The organism is Mesorhizobium sp. M0938 (assembly GCF_040319125.1).
GTDB classification, from domain to species: domain Bacteria; phylum Pseudomonadota; class Alphaproteobacteria; order Rhizobiales; family Rhizobiaceae; genus Mesorhizobium; species Mesorhizobium robiniae.
Window position 1 is genome coordinate 39,646 of sequence record NZ_JAMYNS010000028.1, and the last position, 16,624, is coordinate 56,269.

Consider the following 16,624-nt stretch of genomic DNA (forward strand, 5'->3'; position numbering starts at 1 on the left):
AGTGCTTCGCCGCGCCGGAAGAACTAGGCGCTTGCCACGTTTTGTACAACGCACAATTGCACTCAGAAATGGAGGTTGCGCGTTCGAATAAGACAATCGCAACCACCCCAATTACCTCAGGAACTGTCTGTAGCCGCCGCCCATCAGGTAGCGGCCACGTTGGATGGCGCGACGTACCTGATCGCGAAGATGGCCACCTGGATGACGCCAATCTTCTTCGACGCGGCGTGTCCCGAACAAGGCAATGGCGACCTCCTGATGAGATGCTCCGGCAAGCGAGCCATCCAAAGCCTGGAGTACGATACGCAGACGCGCTCCGCGGTGTTCCGGCGGAAAGCAAGCAGTTGACAGGCGGGCGCAACCATTGACGTGGTTCAAGAACTGAAGGGCAGCGACATGGAACTTGAGGTGCTGCGGCTGAACGATCGCGTCGACATATAGCCGCAACGGGCGGAGGACGGACGCACCGGAAACGGCGATCTGCAGACTCCGGCAGTTCTCCCTCAGCAGCACGTGCTGCACGCCCGCAGCTGTCAGCAGGATGTCCTTGCAGCATGAGAGCGAAGAAAGGTGAAGCGGTTCAAAATCGTGGTCGAGCCCAAGCGGCTCCGCGGCCGCTCGTAGAATACAGGCGCAATCGCGCGGATCCCAAAAGACCCTTGCCGATGTAGCGTCCGAAAGTGGCGCGTCGGCGAAAAAGAAGGCTCCATTGTCTTAGGAGAGCTGATCCTGTCGTCAACTCGATTATCTGCATGTCGCCTTGGGGTCCGACAATGCAGGCGGACGGTGCCATTTTGGCGTGGTCGCGCTGGAATTGTGGATTGCGCCGAAGAAACTCCCAGGCCCAGCCAGTGCGTGGCAATCGTCTGGCATAGTGGTAAGCGTCGTGGCGACGCCAGTCCGGCCAGCATACAAGGCCGACCGTCGCTTCCTTGGACAGACCAGCATCCTTCATGGCTCAGGTGTCCACTATGGCGCTATGCCGACGGGCCTACAACCGGTTGCCACAGTACCGGTCCAATCAGACGTCCCCTGCTGCGGATGCGCAAAAGGCTCGCGTGGGAAATGTCGAGAAACCCAGCCACCGCCTGCGTTTTGCCGACGCACTTGGGTTCTCCGATGCGCGACAATGGCCACGTAGCCAGGCGGAGGATCCGCTCCATGCGCGTATCCGTCACCGTTACTATCCGGGTCAGATCCTTGGCCAAGCCGAACTCGATCATGCCCGCGAAGAGCTCGTAGGTCGCCTGGGCCAGCCCGCCCGCAGCCTTGGGCGCCGACGGAGGAAGATCGAGCGCGAAACGACTGCTCTCCCATATGTCGGTGGTCGAGGGCACGACGTCAGCACCCAGCAGCACCGGGAAGGTGTCGCGCAACATTGTGGGTCCGGTGCTGGGCAGAAGACGCACGCAACCGCGAATTCGCCAGTCGGATCCTTTGAGGAGCAGATAGACGGGCTTCAGAGCATCAAACGAATCGGATTCCATCTGGTCTTCGGTATCAACTTCCCAATCGAGCCTTTCCTTGAACACCCGAAACCTGAGCCCGTGCATCTCTTTGAGTTCGCCTGCAAACTCGTTGTAAAAGTCTGGTGTTATCAGTTGCATCATGGTCGCCTCCGTGTGGGATGTGTTCCCGCCATCGAAGGGCAAAGCTGACAGCGATGCAGCCTGTAGAGGTTTACAGGTATCGTGGCTGAAGAATCAGGATCTCGTCTGGCCGGAGGCAGCCATGCGTGCAACGGCCTGGTTGATCGTTCGAACGCCAAACTTTGCCTTGGCGTTTTCCAAGTGAAAAGTCACGGTGCGCTTTGAGACGCCGAGAAGCTGGCTGATATCCCAAGCCGACTTGCCGCGCGCTGCCCATTTCAGGCACTCGAACTCCCGCGGGGTGAGCGTTACACCATCCACCACGCGATCATCGGCGAGCCTGCGCCGGACATGGATATGAAAGTTGATGGCCACCAGCTGCAATGCTTTTTCGTAACGTGCCAGTGACCGCAACAGAAGCGGACGGGACTCGTCGGAAGCAAAGGTCAGGGCAGCAAACCGGCCGAGATGATCATGCATGGACATCGTCAGGCCGCCGCAGATGCCAAACTCAGCCGCACTCTCCAGAATTTGTTGCTGCGAATTCGGCAGACAGTGTCGAGCGCGGTCCACACCCCAATCGAATGTATCCCAGCCTTGCAGCCCGCGCAGGATGACCGGATCAAGACTGTGGTACCGCTGTTGCAGATAACGTGATGTCCAGGATGAAGGATAGTTTGAAATCAATTGGGGGGCGTCGCCGGAGGCCGACGGGTAAGTGAAATAGGCGAATAGCGGGAAGTCGAAGCCGGCTGCAGCGGAGGCCATTGCCTCACAGAGATCGGCAGCATCAACACTTGCAGACAGTTGCTCGACGAAGTTCTCAAACACGCGATGCATTTGCCCTGTGCGTAACCTCCGTTCGCTCAATGCCAGGCAGAGACCTTGTTTTGAACGATCCCGGACGGATACAGCGCGTGCCGAGAACGTGGCTAATCTGTTGAACCAATCCGAAATAGTCTGACGTTGTCTATGAGACGTGTGCCGCCGAGCCAGGCCGCCGCAAGCAACCGTGCCGGTCGATCAAGGCTTGTCATCGGGTGCAGATCTGCCTCTTCGCGAAGTTCCAGGTATTCGACCTCGCGATAGCCTGCAGCCAGAATTGCTGCGCGAGATTCTGCAAGCGTTGGCAGGACGGGTGAGCCGCGCCCAAGCCGCTCAGCCGTCTTGAGCAGGACCGATGATAGCTTGGGAGCAACAGCGCGTTGCGCTGGCGAGAGCCGCACATTGCGCGATGATAGCGCAAGACCGTCGGCTTCACGGACTGTCGGACAGGCAACAATGGTGATTGGAATATCCAGATCCCGGGCCATGCGCCTGACCAGGTGAATTTGCTGAAAGTCCTTTTCGCCAAAGAAGCCGAAGTCAGCGCTGGTCTGCAGGAAGACCTTGGCGACGACGGTCGCCACGCCATCGAAATGTCCCGGCCGGAAGGCACCGCACAGGCCCTCGCTGACACCGGACACCGAAACGGTGGTGGCGAAGCCCGCCGGATACATCTCCTCTGCATCTGGCGCATAAAGCAGGTGCGCGCCAACCGGTGCCAGCTTGGCGGCATCCTCGTCCTCGGTGCGCGGATACGCGGCAAGATCGGCCTGGCTATTGAATTGCTTCGGGTTGACGAAGAGCGTCACGATCACACGGTCTGCTTTCTTGAGTGCAGCGCGCACCAGGCTGAGATGGCCCTCATGCAGGACGCCCATCGTTGGCACCACGGCAATCCTCACGCCCTCGCGGCGCCATGCGGCGACGATTTCGCGAAGCTGGTCAACGCTCCTGACGATCGGCACGCTCACGCTGCTTCTCCGCTCTTGGTGGCGTCCGTGTCGGCGGGCTTGGGCGCATCGGCAAACACGTGCTTGGCGGCCGGAAACTGGCGCTCCTTCACCTCGTGCGCATAGGAAGCGATTGCAGCCGCAGCCGCCTCCCCCAGTTCAGCATAGCGCTTGACGAACTTGGGTCGGAAGTCGCCGAAGAGGCCCAGCATGTCGTTGACGACGAGAAGCTGGCCGTCACAGGCTGCCGAGGCACCGATGCCAATGGTCGGGGCCGCCACCTCCCCGGTGATCCGGCGGGCGAGCGCTTCAGGAACCTTTTCCAGGACGACCGCAAAGGCGCCCGCTTCGCTCACCGCAATTGCGTCGCGCCTGATGCGCTCGGCATCCCCGCCCCTGCCCTGCACGCGGTAGCCACCGATGGCGTTGATGGCCTGCGGCGTCAAGCCGACATGAGCCATGACGGGCACGCCGCGTGCGGCGAGGAAGCCGATCGTCTCTGCCATCGTTTCGCCGCCTTCGAGCTTGACGGCAGTGCAGCCGGTCTCCGACATGACGCGCGCAGCATTTCGGAAAGCCTGCTCTGGGCTTTCCTCGTAGGAACCGAACGGCAGGTCGACCACCATCAGCGCCTGCTTGATGCCACGGCGCACCGCCTGGCCGTGCGTGATCATCATCTCCAGCGTGACACCGAGCGTCGAGGGCAGGCCGTGGAGAACCATGCCGACGCTGTCGCCGACGAGCACCACATCACAATGGGGATCGACAAGCCGGGCGACTGGGGTGGTGTAGGCGGTAAGGCAGACGAGCGGCGTCCCACCTTTGCGCGAACGAATATCCGGCGGTGTGATCGCCTTGGTATCACCAAACGCGCTCAATGGATCCTCCTTCCCCTACGTTACCGCGGGTGTCGCCTTTCGCACATTTTTGTGCAGGTGCGAAGAGCTAAAAAAATGGCCGTGCAGCTGTGGGGTGTTGACGTGCCGACAGGCGCGCTTACACTAAATCGATTAAGGTGCCCCCCAAGCTGGCGACCAATTCGCGAACATGGACGATCAGGCAATACGACTCAGGAAAGACAGAGCCGCCATGAATGCCGACGACGTCAAAGTGGACCTGATCGCCTTTGTGGTCGCCGTAAACGACAGTGAACCCTGTGTGCTCACCATCGGCCAGGCGGACACCTTGCCCTCCGGTCCCTTTGCGCTTGAGCACCGATCGCTGCAATCCGGCTTGAGGGGGTGGGTCGAGCAGCAGACCGGCCATCGGCTGGGGTACATTGAGCAACTCTACACGTTCGCTGATCGGGATCGCATCGGCGCCGAGCGCCAGCAGCGCGTCATCTCCATCAGCTATCTTGCATTGACCCGCAAGGAACAGGCAGCGGGCCCGCCCAAGTGCGGATGGCAGAGTTGGTATGAATATTTTCCATGGGAGGACCATCGCTCCGGCACGCCTCCGGTCGTGCTGGATGTTCTGCGACCACGCCTGATTGAATGGGCAAACGGCGTCCGCGATGCGGCCACGCGACGTGAACGCTGGCAGCGGGCGACGATAGCCTTTGGCTTCGACGACCGCCTTTGGAACGAGGAACTCACGCTGCAACGCTATGAGTTAGTTTACGAAGCAGGCTTGGTCCAAGAGGCCGTAAGAGGGCGGGACGGGGCGCCCCCTCCGCTGGTGCCCAGCAAGTCCATGGTCGCCGATCATCGCCGCATCGTGGCGACCGGCATTGCGCGGCTGCGCTCCAAGATCAAATACCGGCCGGTCGTCTTTGAGCTGATGCCGACGGTCTTCACGCTTTTGCAGCTGCAGCGAACCGTGGAGGCGCTCGCCGGCAGGCTCATCCACAAGCCGAACTTTCGCCGACTGATCGAACAGCAGGAACTGGTCGAGGAGACCGGAGAGGCCACCACTGAGACCGGCGGCCGGCCAGCGAAGCTTTTCCGTTTCCGCCACGCCGTTCTCGACGATAGGCTCATCGCCGGGACAAAATTGCCGCTGGCGCGGGGTTGACATCCCTTATACTCACAGCAAGTATATGCTGGTTATTTTCAATTAGAGTATAAGCGGGAGGGGGTTGATGAGCGCCATGCTGCCTGCGGCCGCGTTGCTCTACGAGCGCGTCCGGCGAGTGATCCCGCCGATCGAATGGCCGGCTTTCGTCGACGATATCGAGGCGATCCTTGCACTGAAGCGCGAGCGCAACGCCATCATCCTGGCGCACAACTATCAGACGCCCGAGATTTTCCATTGCGTGGCCGACATCGTCGGCGACAGCTTGGCATTAGCCCGCACGGCTGCGACGATCGAGGCGCAAGTCATCGTGCTGGCCGGCGTCCATTTCATGGCCGAAACGGCCAAGCTCCTTAATCCGGACAAGACCGTGCTCATTCCGGATCTCAGCGCCGGTTGCTCGTTGGCGGAATCAATCACGGCAGAAGACGTGCGCTTGATGCGCCAGCGTTATCCCGGCGTTCCGATCATTACTTATGTAAACACGTCGGCCGAAGTGAAAGCCGAGTCGGATATCTGCTGTACATCCGGCAACGCCAAGGCGGTCGTCGAATCCCTTGGGGTTCTCCGGGTGATCATGCTGCCGGACGAATATCTGGCCCAGAATATCGCCGCCCAGACCGATGTACAGATCATCGCCTGGAAAGGGCATTGCGAGGTGCATGAGCGCTTTACACCGGCCGACATCCGCGAGTTGCGCGAAAGCCATCCCGGCGTGGTCGTGCTCGCCCATCCCGAATGCCCGCCCGACGTCGTGGCTGAAGCAGATTTTTCCGGCTCGACGGCTGCCATGTCCGACTATGTCGAAAGGCAAAGGCCGCCACGTGTCGTGCTGATGACGGAATGCTCGATGAGCGACAACGTCGCGTTAGCGCACCCAGAGGTCGAGTTCATCCGGCCCTGCAATTTGTGCCCGCACATGAAGCGGATCACGCTTGCCAACATCCGCACGGCGCTCGAGCAGAACCAACATGTCCTAACCATCGAACCCGGGATCGCCGGGCGCGCGCGGCTTGCGGTCGAACGGATGCTGGCAGTTTGAGCGCCGACCTCCGCAGCTTCTTCGGGCGTCCCATCATCATCGGCGGCGGCATCGCCGGACTGATGACCGCGCTTCAACTGTCGCCGGAGCCGGTGCTTCTTCTGTCAAGGTCGCTGCTGGGAGCTGACAATTCGAGCACCTGGGCACAGGGGGGTCTGGCTGCAAGTTTCGGCGAAGACGACGATCCGGCAATGCACCTGGCCGATACGCTTGCTGCCGGGGATGGTCTCTGCGACAGAGACGTGGCGAGCCGCATCCTCCAAGCCGCGCCCAAGGCGATAGAGGGGCTTGCGGCCTTTGGGGTTCCCTTTGACCGCACGCCGAAAGGATCACTGTGCCTCGGATTGGAGGCCGCACACAGCCGACGTCGCATCGTTCATGCGCATGGGGACGGCACCGGGCGTGAGATCATGCGTGCCCTGATCGCGGCTGTGCGTTCCACTCCGTCGATAGTTGTCGTGGAGGGCGTGGAAGCGCGCCGGCTGGCCGTGCGAGAGAATGCGATCCGGGGCGTCTGGGCGAGCTGTTCGATCGGACCTTTCTTCTTCGGCTCACGGCGGGTCGTCCTCGCCACCGGTGGCATCGGGGGACTGTTTCTCGACACCACGAACCCTTGGGGAAGTTGCGGACAAGGCCTTGCACTTGCGGCCCGCGCTGGAGCTGTCCTAGCCGACCTCGAATTCATCCAGTTCCACCCGACCGCGCTTGACGGCCCGGAACGCCCTATGGCGCTGGTCAGCGAGGCTGTCCGAGGCGAAGGTGCTGCCCTGATCGATGAAACCGGCCAGGCTTTTCTCCAGAGCGTGCCAGGGGCGGAACTTGCGCCTCGCGATGTCTTGGCCCGGGCCGTGTGGAACCATCTTGCGGACGGCCACCGTGTTTTTCTCGACGCCCGACAACGGCCTGGCCCGGCATTCGCTCGACATTTCCCGACAATCGCATCAGCCTGTCGTGGAGCGGGCATCAATCCCGCCCGCGATCTCATCCCCATTCGGCCGGCCCAACACTACCACATGGGTGGCGTTGCCGTGGACAGCTCCGGCAGAACCTCCGTCAAGGGGCTGTGGGCCTGCGGAGAAGTCGCTTCGACAGGACTGCATGGCGCCAACAGGCTCGCCAGCAATTCCTTGACAGAAGCCATCGTGTGCGCCCGCTGGGTCGCTGAAAGTGTCGCCGGGGCGCCTGCGCGCAGAACAAGGCCTGCGTTTGCCAACGTTTACCCACCGCCCGCTCCGATACCCGTGCGTGTTTTCCTGTCGCGCGCACTCGGCATCGTCCGGGATGGTGAAGGTTTGAAAGCAGCCACACGTGCCTTATTGCCGCTCGCCGAAAGCAAGGATGCGGTCTCGGATCCGGCGGCTGTCGGGCTAATGATCGCGGTTGCCGCCTTGTTGCGCGAAGAAAGCCGCGGCGCTCATTACCGGACAGATTTTCCTCATCATGCGACTGCCGCCCGACGGTCCGAAATCACCCTCGAAGCCGCCTTGGCTACAGCGCGGGGACTCGGACACTCGCCAAGTCTCGAAGGGCCGAAGTGATGACACTTTCACCGCTACCCACGGTCGTGCTTGAGCCGCTTGCACGGGCAGCTCTTCTTGAAGATCTTGGCAGAGCCGGCGACTTGACCACGCAGGCCATCGTCCCGAAGGAATACCAAGCGGGAACCGTGTTGGTGGCGCGACAGTCCGGAGTTGTCGCCGGCCTCGATCTGGCGATGCTCGCTTTCGGCTTGATTGATCCTGCTGTCGAAATCTCGGTGGAGCGCGCAGACGGCTGCAATGTCGTGGATGGAGAGATCATTGCATCAGTGGTTGGCCCGGCCCGGGCCATTCTCACAGCCGAAAGGACGGCACTCAATTTTTTGTGCCATCTGAGCGGCATCGCCACGGCAACGGCATCGATCGTCGCTGCGGTTCGTGGGTATGGCGCGAAGATCGTCTGCACCCGCAAGACGACGCCCGGATTGCGGGCAGTCGAAAAGTATGCCGTGCGCGCAGGTGGCGGGTCCAATCACCGCTTCGGTCTGGACGATGCAATCTTGATCAAGGACAACCACATCGCCATCGCAGGCGGCGTCCGCCCAGCGCTCGAGCGAGCACGAAGAGCGGCCGGTCATCTCGTCAAGATCGAAGTCGAAGTCGATACTCTGGCCCAGTTGGAGGAGGTACTTGGCTTCGATCCCGATGCGGTTCTGCTCGACAACATGTCCCTCCCCGATCTTCGCCGCGCCGTCGCAATGATCGGTGGCCGCGCTATCACCGAGGCTTCTGGCGGGATCACGTCCCATACAGCGCGGGCGGTTGCCGCGACCGGCGTTGATCTGATTTCGGTCGGCCGACTCATCCACAGCGCGCCGATCCTGGATATCGGCCTCGACCATCGGGGCTCATGATTGTCTGAGTCAGGATTGGGTCAACTGTCCTCTCCGATCGTCAACAGTCAGATAGCAAAGACCCCGCAAGACAGACCGGAGGAACAGCATGGACATGCAAACGGCAAGTTCAACGCAGACATCGCCACAGGCTCAATCCCCTGACCCCGGAGCGTGGACCCTGGAGAAGGCTCAGGCACTTTACCATGCCCCCTTCAACAATCTCCTCTTCCTGGCGCAAACGGTGCACCGCCAGAATTTCGATCCAAACAAGGTCCAGCTCAGCCGGCTGCTCAGCATCAAGACGGGAGGATGCCCGGAGGATTGTGGCTATTGCAGCCAGTCGGCGCGTCACGAAACCGGCCTGAAGGCATCGAAGCTGATGGAGGTCCGGCGCGTCATCGCCGAGGCGACCAAGGCGCGTGATGCCGGCGCCACGCGTTATTGCATGGGCGCGGCCTGGCGAAACCCCAAGGCGCGCGACATGGATGCGATGGTGGCGATGGTCGAGGGCGTCAAGGCGCTGGGCATGGAGACCTGCATGACGCTCGGCATGCTCGATCTTGAGCAAGCCGCTCGACTGAAGCAAGCGGGCCTCGACTACTACAACCACAACATCGATACGTCGGAACGCTACTACAGCGAGATCATCAGCACGCGCGGCTATGCCGAGCGGCTCGACACGCTTGAGCAGGTTCGTCGATCCGGCATCAAGGTCTGCTGCGGCGGTATTGTCGGCATGGGCGAAGATCCGGTGGACCGGATCGACATGCTGGTGACGCTGGCGAACCTACCCGAGCCGCCGGAAAGCGTCCCGATCAACATGCTGATCCCGATCGCCGGCACCCCGCTTGCCGAAGCCAAGCCCATCGAGCCGATCGAATTCGTGCGCGTGATCGCCCTGGCGCGCATCATGATGCCGAAATCGCATGTGCGTCTTTCCGCCGGCCGCACCGCCATGACCGACGAGATGCAGGCGCTGTGCTTTTTTGCCGGTGCCAATTCAATCTTCGTCGGTGACACGCTGCTGACGGCGGACAATCCCGGTGAGGACAAGGATACCCTGCTGTTCCGGCGCCTTGGTATCGAGCCGATGGAACTCGAAGCGCAATGAACGGGGCGCCGCTTGCCAGTTATGATGCGACCTTGAAGAGGCTGGCGCGCAAGGACCGGCTGCGGACGCTTTCGCCCCGCGCCGGGCTGGACTTCTCGTCGAACGACTATCTCGGGCTGGCCTCGTCCAGGAGACTTGGCGATGCTGTTGTGGCGGCGATTGCGCGGGGCACGCCGGTTGGCGCCACCGGGTCGCGGCTGTTGCGCGGCAATGCACCGGAACACGAGCAGCTCGAGGCAGACGCGGCGGCATTCTTTGGAGCCGACCGCGCGCTGTTCTTCGGCAGCGGCTACATCGCCAACTTCGCTCTGCTGAGTGCCCTGCCGCAGAAGGGCGATCTTTTGGTTCTCGATGAGCTCGCCCATGCCAGCATGCATGAGGGTGCGCAGGCCGGGCGCGCACAGTTCGTGCTGGCCGCGCACAACGATGCCACCGCTGTCGAGGATGCGATCACGCGTTGGCGCGCCGCAGGCGGCATGGGGCGCGTCTGGATCGCGGTGGAGAGCCTTTACAGCATGGATGGCGACCGCGCGCCTTTGGAAAGCCTGGTCGCGCTTGCTGATCGGCACGAGGCATTCATCGTCATTGACGAGGCGCATTCGACCGGCGTCTGGGGACCGGACGGCCGGGGGCTTGCCGCCGCTTTCGAGGGCCGCGACAACATCGTCGCGCTCCATACCTGCGGCAAGGCGCTCGGCGCATCTGGTGGGCTCGCGACGGGGCCGAGGACACTGTGCGAGTATCTGATCAACCGTTGCCGGCCATTCATCTACGCGACCGCGCCATCGCCGCTGATGGCAGTGGCAGTGCGCGAAGCACTCGCAATGCTCGCCGACGAGCCTATGCGGCGTGTTCAGCTGCATGAACGCGTTGCCCTCGCCGGCCGCCAGCTGGCCGAGCGCTGCGGCGTGATACCCAGCGGCTCGCAGATCCAGCCCCTGGTAATCGGCGATGTCAGGCGCACCATGGCAGTGGCGGCGCGCCTGCAGGCCCGCGGCTTCGACATACGCGGTATTCGTCCTCCGACCGTGCCCGAGGGCACGTCGCGGCTGCGCATCTCACTGACGCTCAATATCGGCGAAACCGACATTTCCGCCATGGTCGAGGCGCTGGTCGAGGTGTTGGCCCAAACATCACCGGAGGCGGTATGACCCAACGCATCGTCATCACCGGAACCGACACGGGAGTTGGCAAGACCGTGTTTGCGGCTGGGCTCGCCGGTTTGCTCGACGGCTTTTACTGGAAACCGGTGCAATCGGGCCTCGACGGCGAGACCGACAGCGAAGTGGTCGCGCGGCTTGCCGGCTTGCCCTCAGAGCGCGTGCTGCCGGAAGCCTACCGCTTGCGGAGCCCGCTGTCGCCGCATCGTTCGGCCGAGATCGACGGCGTGGCGATCAAGGCTGCCGATCTTGCTTTTCCCGTCCTACCGACGCCGCTCGTCATCGAAGGTTCCGGCGGCCTGATGGTGCCGCTTAACCGGCGCACAAGGCTCATCGACATCTTCGCTGAATGGCGGCTGCCCGTTATTCTGTGCGCCCGCACCACGCTCGGCACCATCAACCACACCTTGCTCTCGATCGAGGCGCTCCGCGCCCGATCCATCCCGTTGGCCGGCATCGCTTTCATCGGCGATGAGATGGCCGATACGCAACGGACCATCGTGGAATTCAGCGGTGCGCCGCAGCTCGGCAGGCTGCCGCACCTCGATCTGCTGACCGGCAAGACACTGAGGGACGCAATGATTGCCGGCTTCGCCTTCGCCTCGATTACTGGAGGTGACTGATGTCGCAGTCCCATGTCTGGCATCCCTTCACCCAGCACGCGCTCGAGCCTGCGATCCCAGAAATCGTCCGGACTGAAGGCGCCTATCTCCGCAGGGCCGACGGCGCCCGCATCCTGGACGCCATCTCCTCCTGGTGGGTCGTCACACATGGCCACCGCCATCCCCGCATCATGAAGGCAATCGAGACAACCGCGTCGAGCCTCGACCAGATTATCTTTGCGGGCTTCACGCACGAGCCGGCAGAGCGCTTGGCCAAGGCGCTTGTCGGCCTCGCTCCCGCTGGACTCGACTGGGTGTTCTATTCCGACAGTGGCTCGACCTCGGTCGAAGTAGCGCTGAAGATGGCGCTCGGTTATTTCCGCAACATCGGCGCCCCACGCTCGCGCATCGTCGTCATGGATTACAGCTATCATGGCGACACGATCGGCACGATGAGCGTCGGTGCGCGTGGCGTGTTCAACGCCGCCTACGAACCCTTGCTGTTCGAGGTCGCCACCATCCCCTTTCCGGCAGCGGGGCGCGAGCAAGAGACGCTGGATCGTTTTGAGGCTGTGACCCGCGATCGACGAGCCGCAGCCTTAATCGTCGAGCCGCTGGTGCTGGGCGCCGGCGGCATGCTGATGTATCCGGCTTCAGTTCTGGCCGAATTGAAGAAGATCACTGAGGCCTCCGGCACGCTGCTGATCGCCGACGAAGTGATGACCGGCTGGGGGCGGACCGGAACCATGTTCGCCTGCGAGCAGGCATCGATCTCTCCAGATATCCTGTGCACCTCGAAAGGCCTGACCGGCGGCGCCATCCCGCTGGCCGTAACGCTTGCCACCGATGCCATCTTCCAGGCTCATTATTCCGAGGACCGGAAGAAGACATTTTTCCATTCGAGCTCCTACACTGCCAACCCGATTGCCTGCGCGGCAGCACTTGCCAATGTCGAGATCTGGCGGGACGAGCCGGTGGCCGAGCGCATTGCGGCCTTGAGCGCAATGCAGGCCACCGGGCTTCGACGCTTTCGCGACAACAGCTTCTTCACCGACTGCCGGGCGACCGGCACGATCGCGGCGCTCGACCTGCGAACCGGTTCCGCAGGTTATCTCGCCGAGATCGGACCGAAACTGCGCGCTTTCTTCCTCGAGCGAGGGCTACTTGTGCGCCCGCTCGGCAATGTCCTCTACCTTCTGCCACCCTATTGCATCACCGGCGACGAGCTCGAGCGACTCTATGACGCCATTGAGGAGGCGGGCGAACGCTTCGGGTCCAGGCCATGAGCAAGTCGTCGCGCATTCTCGGGTTTGGCCATCATGCGCCTGGGCGAAAGGTGGCGAATGCCGAAATCGAGAGCAATCTCGGTCTTGATCCAGGCTGGATCGAAAGGCGTACCGGGATACGGTCGCGCTTCTGGGCAACCGACGAAGACACGCTGTCTGGTCTTGCTGCGCAGGCCGGCGACATGGCGCTGGCGAACGCCGGTATTGCGCGCCACGACATCGGTCTGCTGTTGCTTGCCACCTCGACGCCCGACCATCTTCTGCCGCCGAGCGCGCCGCTGGTCGCACACAAGCTTGGCCTTGGCAGCGCAGGCGCGGTGGATCTGACAGGCGCCTGCGCCGGCTTCATCTATGCGCTGATGTTTGCGGACGGATTTACCCGCCTGCACGGCAAAGCGAGCCTTGTTATCGCCGCCAATATCCTCAGCCGCCGCATCAATCCAGCCGAGCGCGCAAGCTCGGTCCTGTTTGCCGATGCCGCCGGCGCCCTGGTGATCGGTCAGTGCGATGATGCTGATCGGGGCATTCTCGGTGCCTCGGTGGCTTCGGACGGCTCGCGATACGGGCTGATCCAGATTCCCGCAGGAGGAAGCAACAAGCCGTTCCACGGTGACCTCGATCTCGCGCAAACCCGAATGAGGATGACGGACGGCCGCGAAGTGTTCGCAAAGGCCGTCGAGATGATGACCAATTGCTCAATAAGCGCGCTAGCCGCTGCCGGAGTGCGGCCACACGATCTCGGCCGGTTCGTGCCCCATCAGGCCAATGCCCGCATTTTCGACGCGGTCGGGAGGAACCTCGGCATCGCGGACCAAGCAATTGTCAAGACGATTGCCGAATACGGCAACTCTTCGGCCGCGACGATCCCGCTGTCGCTCTCGCTCGCCAACCAGACGGAGCCATTCCAGCCTGGAGAGAAAATCCTTCTGTCGGCGGCGGGTGCGGGTCTCAGCGGCGGCGCTCTCGTGGTTGGAATCTAGCCGGCCGGCTCACGCGCGCAGGACTGGTCATGAATGGGAATAGGGCAACAGAACCAATGCCAAAATGGCCTTCTGAAGCTCGACATGACCGAGCTGACGCAGCACGACCCCGTGCGAGCCTCTGGATGAGATCAAATGCATCACCTGTTGCATCATTCGTGCCATCTGAATAAAGCTCAAATACAAAGGGTGAGCCGCCCCATATATGTCTGATACCCGACATTGTTCACATAAAAGGCTCGATGCTTACACGCTCTTTGCTCTCTTCTCTTTGCTGTCTGCTCTTTTCTCTTTGCTCTTTGCTCTTTCGTCTTGACTAGCAGGAGCATGCGGCTTATCTCATTGCCGCGTTAGCACTCGCTTCCGCTGAGTGCTAAGCACGCTCCGGCAACGGAGAACCGTTCAACATCCGCACCAAGGACATCCAAAAATGGCAAAGTCGAATTTCCGGCCGCTGCATGACCGCGTGGTCGTTCGCCGGGTCGAATCCGAATCCAAGACCGCCGGCGGGATCATCATCCCGGATACGGCGAAGGAAAAGCCGCAGGAAGGCGAGATCATCGCCGTCGGCTCCGGCGCTCGTGACGAAGCTGGCAAGCTGGTCCCGCTGGACGTCAAGGCCGGCGACCGCATCCTGTTCGGCAAGTGGTCGGGTACCGAAGTCAAGCTCAATGGCGAAGACCTTCTGATCATGAAGGAATCCGACATTATGGGCATCATCGGCTGATATCAGGCCTTTCCTTCGCACCATCAAATCTGAATTTCGGGCGAGATGCCCAGGAGTAAAAAAATGGCTGCCAAAGACGTAAAATTCTCCCGCGATGCCCGTGAGCGCATGCTTCACGGCATCAACATCCTCGCCGACGCGGTGAAGGTCACCCTCGGCCCCAAGGGCCGCAACGTCGTCATCGACAAGTCGTTCGGCGCACCGCGCATCACCAAGGACGGGGTCACCGTCGCCAAGGAAATCGAACTTTCCGACAAGTTCGAAAACATGGGCGCGCAGATGATCCGCGAAGTTGCTTCGAAGACCAACGACATCGCCGGTGACGGCACCACAACCGCGACCGTTCTGGCGCAGTCGATCGTCCAGGAAGGCAACAAGGCCGTTGCCGCCGGCATGAACCCGATGGACCTGAAGCGCGGCATCGATCTGGCCGTGACCGAAGTCGTCGCGGCGCTCGGCAAGGCTGCCAAGAAGATCAAGACCTCCGAGGAAGTTGCCCAGGTCGGCACGATCGCCGGCAATGGCGACGAGTCGGTCGGCAAGATGATCGCCGAAGCGATGCAGAAGGTCGGCAACGAAGGCGTCATCACGGTTGAGGAAGCCAAGACCGCCGAGACTGAACTCGAGGTCGTCGAAGGCATGCAGTTCGACCGCGGCTATCTCTCGCCCTACTTCGTCACCAACGCCGACAAGATGGTTGCCGAGCTCGAGGACGTCTACATCCTCCTGCACGAGAAGAAGCTGTCCAACCTGCAGGCGATGCTGCCGGTTCTCGAAGCCGTCGTGCAGACCTCGAAGCCGCTGCTCATCATCTCGGAAGACGTCGAAGGCGAGGCCCTGGCCACGCTGGTCGTCAACAAGCTGCGTGGCGGCCTGAAGATCGCCGCCGTCAAGGCGCCGGGCTTCGGTGATCGCCGCAAGGCCATGCTGGAAGACATCGCCATCCTCACCGGTGGCCAGGTCATCTCCGAAGACCTCGGCATCAAGCTCGAGAACGTCGGCCTCAACATGCTCGGCCGCGCCAAGAAGGTGTCGATCTCCAAGGAGAACACCACCATCGTCGACGGTGCCGGCAAGAAGGCCGAGATCCAGGGCCGCGTTGCCCAGATCAAGCAGCAGATCGAAGAGACCACTTCGGACTACGACAAGGAGAAGCTGCAGGAACGTCTGGCGAAGCTCGCCGGCGGCGTTGCGGTGATCCGCGTCGGCGGTGCGACGGAAGTCGAAGTCAAGGAAAAGAAGGACCGCGTCGATGACGCCCTCAACGCGACCCGCGCGGCCGTCGAAGAAGGCATCGTTGCAGGCGGCGGCGTCGCTCTCCTGCGCGCTTCGGCCGACATCAAGGTCACCGGCGTCAATGCCGACCAGGCCGCCGGCATCAACATCGTTCGTCGTGCGCTGCAGGCTCCGGCCCGCCAGATCGCGGCCAACGCCGGTGCGGAAGCATCGATCGTTGCCGGCAAGATCCTTGAGAACAAGGGCTTGACCTTCGGTTACAACGCCCAGACCGGCGAGTATGGCGACATGATCGCCATGGGCATCGTCGATCCGGTCAAGGTTGTCCGCACGGCCCTCCAGGACGCGGCCTCGGTCGCCGGCCTGCTGGTCACCACCGAAGCCATGATCGCGGAGGCTCCCAAGAAGGAGTCGGCTGGCGGCGGCATGCCTGGCGGCATGGGCGGCGGCGGCATGGGCGGCATGGGCGGCATGGGCGGCATGGATTTCTAATCCAGCCCCTATCAACCTACAGTGGCAAGGGCGGCAGCAATGCCGCCCTTTCCTTGTGTGCCGAACATGATCGACACCTTGGAGGTGCAGTCCCGAGGATCTCGTTCGAGCCTTGCGCACCAACGCACTTGGAGGAAAAACGCTCGGCCAGACGGTTCGCTGACACGACCGTTTCGTCCACCGAATCCGTTGTGGAGACGGTCGCATCTGGCATTTCGGCCGGCGAAGCTGACA

General features: G+C 62.1%; 18 protein-coding genes. 11 read left to right on the forward strand and 7 right to left on the reverse strand.

Going from position 1 to position 16,624, the window contains the following annotated elements:
• Positions 1 to 111: 111 nt before the first annotated feature.
• The 6 genes from NKH73_RS30410 to panB form a co-directional block, all read right to left on the reverse strand.
• Entirely contained in the window at positions 112 to 522 is a 411-nt protein-coding gene (locus NKH73_RS30410; protein ID WP_023735833.1) for a DUF2285 domain-containing protein, read from the reverse strand.
• A 58-nt stretch (positions 523 to 580) separates the two neighbouring features.
• Positions 581 to 955, reverse strand: a complete 375-nt coding sequence (locus tag NKH73_RS30415; protein WP_352487474.1) for a transcriptional regulator domain-containing protein — start codon at positions 953 to 955, stop codon at positions 581 to 583.
• A 22-nt stretch (positions 956 to 977) separates the two neighbouring features.
• Complete coding sequence (locus NKH73_RS30420; protein ID WP_352938734.1) at positions 978 to 1,610, reverse strand: acyl-homoserine-lactone synthase; 633 nt, start codon at positions 1,608 to 1,610, stop codon at positions 978 to 980.
• Positions 1,611 to 1,703: 93 nt separating this feature from the next.
• Positions 1,704 to 2,429: a LuxR family transcriptional regulator gene (locus tag NKH73_RS30425; RefSeq protein WP_023735835.1), complete on the reverse strand. Its 726-nt coding sequence runs from the start codon at positions 2,427 to 2,429 to the stop codon at positions 1,704 to 1,706.
• A 92-nt stretch (positions 2,430 to 2,521) separates the two neighbouring features.
• Positions 2,522 to 3,385 (reverse strand): pantoate--beta-alanine ligase, encoded by an 864-nt coding sequence (gene panC, locus NKH73_RS30430; RefSeq protein ID WP_352938737.1) that lies wholly within the window; start codon positions 3,383 to 3,385, stop codon positions 2,522 to 2,524.
• Positions 3,382 to 4,242: a 3-methyl-2-oxobutanoate hydroxymethyltransferase gene (gene panB, locus NKH73_RS30435; protein ID WP_352657666.1), complete on the reverse strand. Its 861-nt coding sequence runs from the start codon at positions 4,240 to 4,242 to the stop codon at positions 3,382 to 3,384. Before panB ends, panC begins: the two co-directional genes overlap by 4 nt.
• A gap of 169 nt (positions 4,243 to 4,411) precedes the next feature.
• Between panB and NKH73_RS30440 the strand changes: the two genes are divergently transcribed.
• The 11 genes from NKH73_RS30440 (at position 4,412) to groL (ending at position 16,390) form a co-directional block, all read left to right on the forward strand.
• Positions 4,412 to 5,380, forward strand: coding sequence for an NUDIX hydrolase (locus NKH73_RS30440; protein ID WP_352938740.1), 969 nt, complete (start codon positions 4,412 to 4,414; stop codon positions 5,378 to 5,380).
• A 67-nt stretch (positions 5,381 to 5,447) separates the two neighbouring features.
• Positions 5,448 to 6,422, forward strand: a complete 975-nt coding sequence (gene nadA / locus NKH73_RS30445) for a quinolinate synthase NadA (RefSeq protein WP_352631740.1) — start codon at positions 5,448 to 5,450, stop codon at positions 6,420 to 6,422.
• Complete coding sequence (locus NKH73_RS30450) at positions 6,419 to 7,960, forward strand: L-aspartate oxidase (RefSeq protein ID WP_352631742.1); 1,542 nt, start codon at positions 6,419 to 6,421, stop codon at positions 7,958 to 7,960. The genes nadA and NKH73_RS30450 overlap by 4 nt, the downstream gene beginning before the upstream one ends.
• A complete protein-coding gene (gene nadC, locus NKH73_RS30455; protein ID WP_352631744.1) occupies positions 7,960 to 8,814 on the forward strand; it encodes a carboxylating nicotinate-nucleotide diphosphorylase in 855 nt (284 codons plus the stop codon). Before NKH73_RS30450 ends, nadC begins: the two co-directional genes overlap by 1 nt.
• Positions 8,815 to 8,908: 94 nt before the next feature.
• On the forward strand, positions 8,909 to 9,907 hold the full coding sequence (gene bioB / locus NKH73_RS30460) for a biotin synthase BioB (RefSeq protein ID WP_352938760.1): 999 nt from the start codon (positions 8,909 to 8,911) through the stop codon (positions 9,905 to 9,907).
• On the forward strand, positions 9,904 to 11,058 hold the full coding sequence (locus tag NKH73_RS30465; protein ID WP_352938743.1) for an 8-amino-7-oxononanoate synthase: 1,155 nt from the start codon (positions 9,904 to 9,906) through the stop codon (positions 11,056 to 11,058). Before bioB ends, NKH73_RS30465 begins: the two co-directional genes overlap by 4 nt.
• Entirely contained in the window at positions 11,055 to 11,690 is a 636-nt protein-coding gene (gene bioD, locus NKH73_RS30470; RefSeq protein WP_023735844.1) for a dethiobiotin synthase, read from the forward strand. Before NKH73_RS30465 ends, bioD begins: the two co-directional genes overlap by 4 nt.
• Positions 11,690 to 12,955, forward strand: a complete 1,266-nt coding sequence (locus tag NKH73_RS30475) for an adenosylmethionine--8-amino-7-oxononanoate transaminase (RefSeq protein WP_352938746.1) — start codon at positions 11,690 to 11,692, stop codon at positions 12,953 to 12,955. Before bioD ends, NKH73_RS30475 begins: the two co-directional genes overlap by 1 nt.
• Positions 12,952 to 13,935: a 3-oxopimeloyl-[acyl-carrier-protein] synthase BioZ gene (gene bioZ / locus NKH73_RS30480; RefSeq protein ID WP_352938748.1), complete on the forward strand. Its 984-nt coding sequence runs from the start codon at positions 12,952 to 12,954 to the stop codon at positions 13,933 to 13,935. The genes NKH73_RS30475 and bioZ overlap by 4 nt, the downstream gene beginning before the upstream one ends.
• A 430-nt stretch (positions 13,936 to 14,365) precedes the next feature.
• The gene (gene groES, locus NKH73_RS30485) at positions 14,366 to 14,662 is read left to right on the forward strand and encodes a co-chaperone GroES (RefSeq protein ID WP_019863563.1); all 297 of its coding nucleotides are present in this window, start codon (positions 14,366 to 14,368) and stop codon (positions 14,660 to 14,662) included.
• Positions 14,663 to 14,725: 63 nt separating this feature from the next.
• Positions 14,726 to 16,390 carry a chaperonin GroEL gene (groL, locus tag NKH73_RS30490; RefSeq protein ID WP_352487661.1) on the forward strand — a complete coding sequence of 555 codons (1,665 nt, stop codon included), beginning with the start codon at positions 14,726 to 14,728 and terminating at the stop codon, positions 16,388 to 16,390.
• Between the two features lie 16 nt (positions 16,391 to 16,406).
• Here groL and NKH73_RS30495 read toward each other — a convergent pair.
• Positions 16,407 to 16,624, reverse strand: a 218-nt coding sequence (locus tag NKH73_RS30495; RefSeq protein ID WP_352799390.1) for a hypothetical protein, incomplete at its 5' end; no start/stop codon positions are given.

What these genes read in the sequence shown, in the direction of transcription:
- NKH73_RS30415 (WP_352487474.1), bottom strand. Translation starts at nt 955, where the DNA reads ATGAAGGATGCTGGTCTGTCCAAGGAAGCGACGGTCGGCCTTGTATGC.
- NKH73_RS30420 (WP_352938734.1), bottom strand. Translation starts at nt 1,610, where the DNA reads ATGATGCAACTGATAACACCAGACTTTTACAACGAGTTTGCAGGCGAA.
- NKH73_RS30425 (WP_023735835.1), bottom strand. Translation starts at nt 2,429, where the DNA reads ATGCATCGCGTGTTTGAGAACTTCGTCGAGCAACTGTCTGCAAGTGTT.
- NKH73_RS30440 (WP_352938740.1), top strand. Translation starts at nt 4,412, where the DNA reads ATGGACGATCAGGCAATACGACTCAGGAAAGACAGAGCCGCCATGAAT.
- nadA (WP_352631740.1), top strand. Translation starts at nt 5,448, where the DNA reads ATGAGCGCCATGCTGCCTGCGGCCGCGTTGCTCTACGAGCGCGTCCGG.
- nadC (WP_352631744.1), top strand. Translation starts at nt 7,960, where the DNA reads ATGACACTTTCACCGCTACCCACGGTCGTGCTTGAGCCGCTTGCACGG.
- bioB (WP_352938760.1), top strand. Translation starts at nt 8,909, where the DNA reads ATGCAAACGGCAAGTTCAACGCAGACATCGCCACAGGCTCAATCCCCT.
- NKH73_RS30465 (WP_352938743.1), top strand. Translation starts at nt 9,904, where the DNA reads ATGAACGGGGCGCCGCTTGCCAGTTATGATGCGACCTTGAAGAGGCTG.
- bioD (WP_023735844.1), top strand. Translation starts at nt 11,055, where the DNA reads ATGACCCAACGCATCGTCATCACCGGAACCGACACGGGAGTTGGCAAG.
- NKH73_RS30475 (WP_352938746.1), top strand. Translation starts at nt 11,690, where the DNA reads ATGTCGCAGTCCCATGTCTGGCATCCCTTCACCCAGCACGCGCTCGAG.
- bioZ (WP_352938748.1), top strand. Translation starts at nt 12,952, where the DNA reads ATGAGCAAGTCGTCGCGCATTCTCGGGTTTGGCCATCATGCGCCTGGG.
- groES (WP_019863563.1), top strand. Translation starts at nt 14,366, where the DNA reads ATGGCAAAGTCGAATTTCCGGCCGCTGCATGACCGCGTGGTCGTTCGC.
- groL (WP_352487661.1), top strand. Translation starts at nt 14,726, where the DNA reads ATGGCTGCCAAAGACGTAAAATTCTCCCGCGATGCCCGTGAGCGCATG.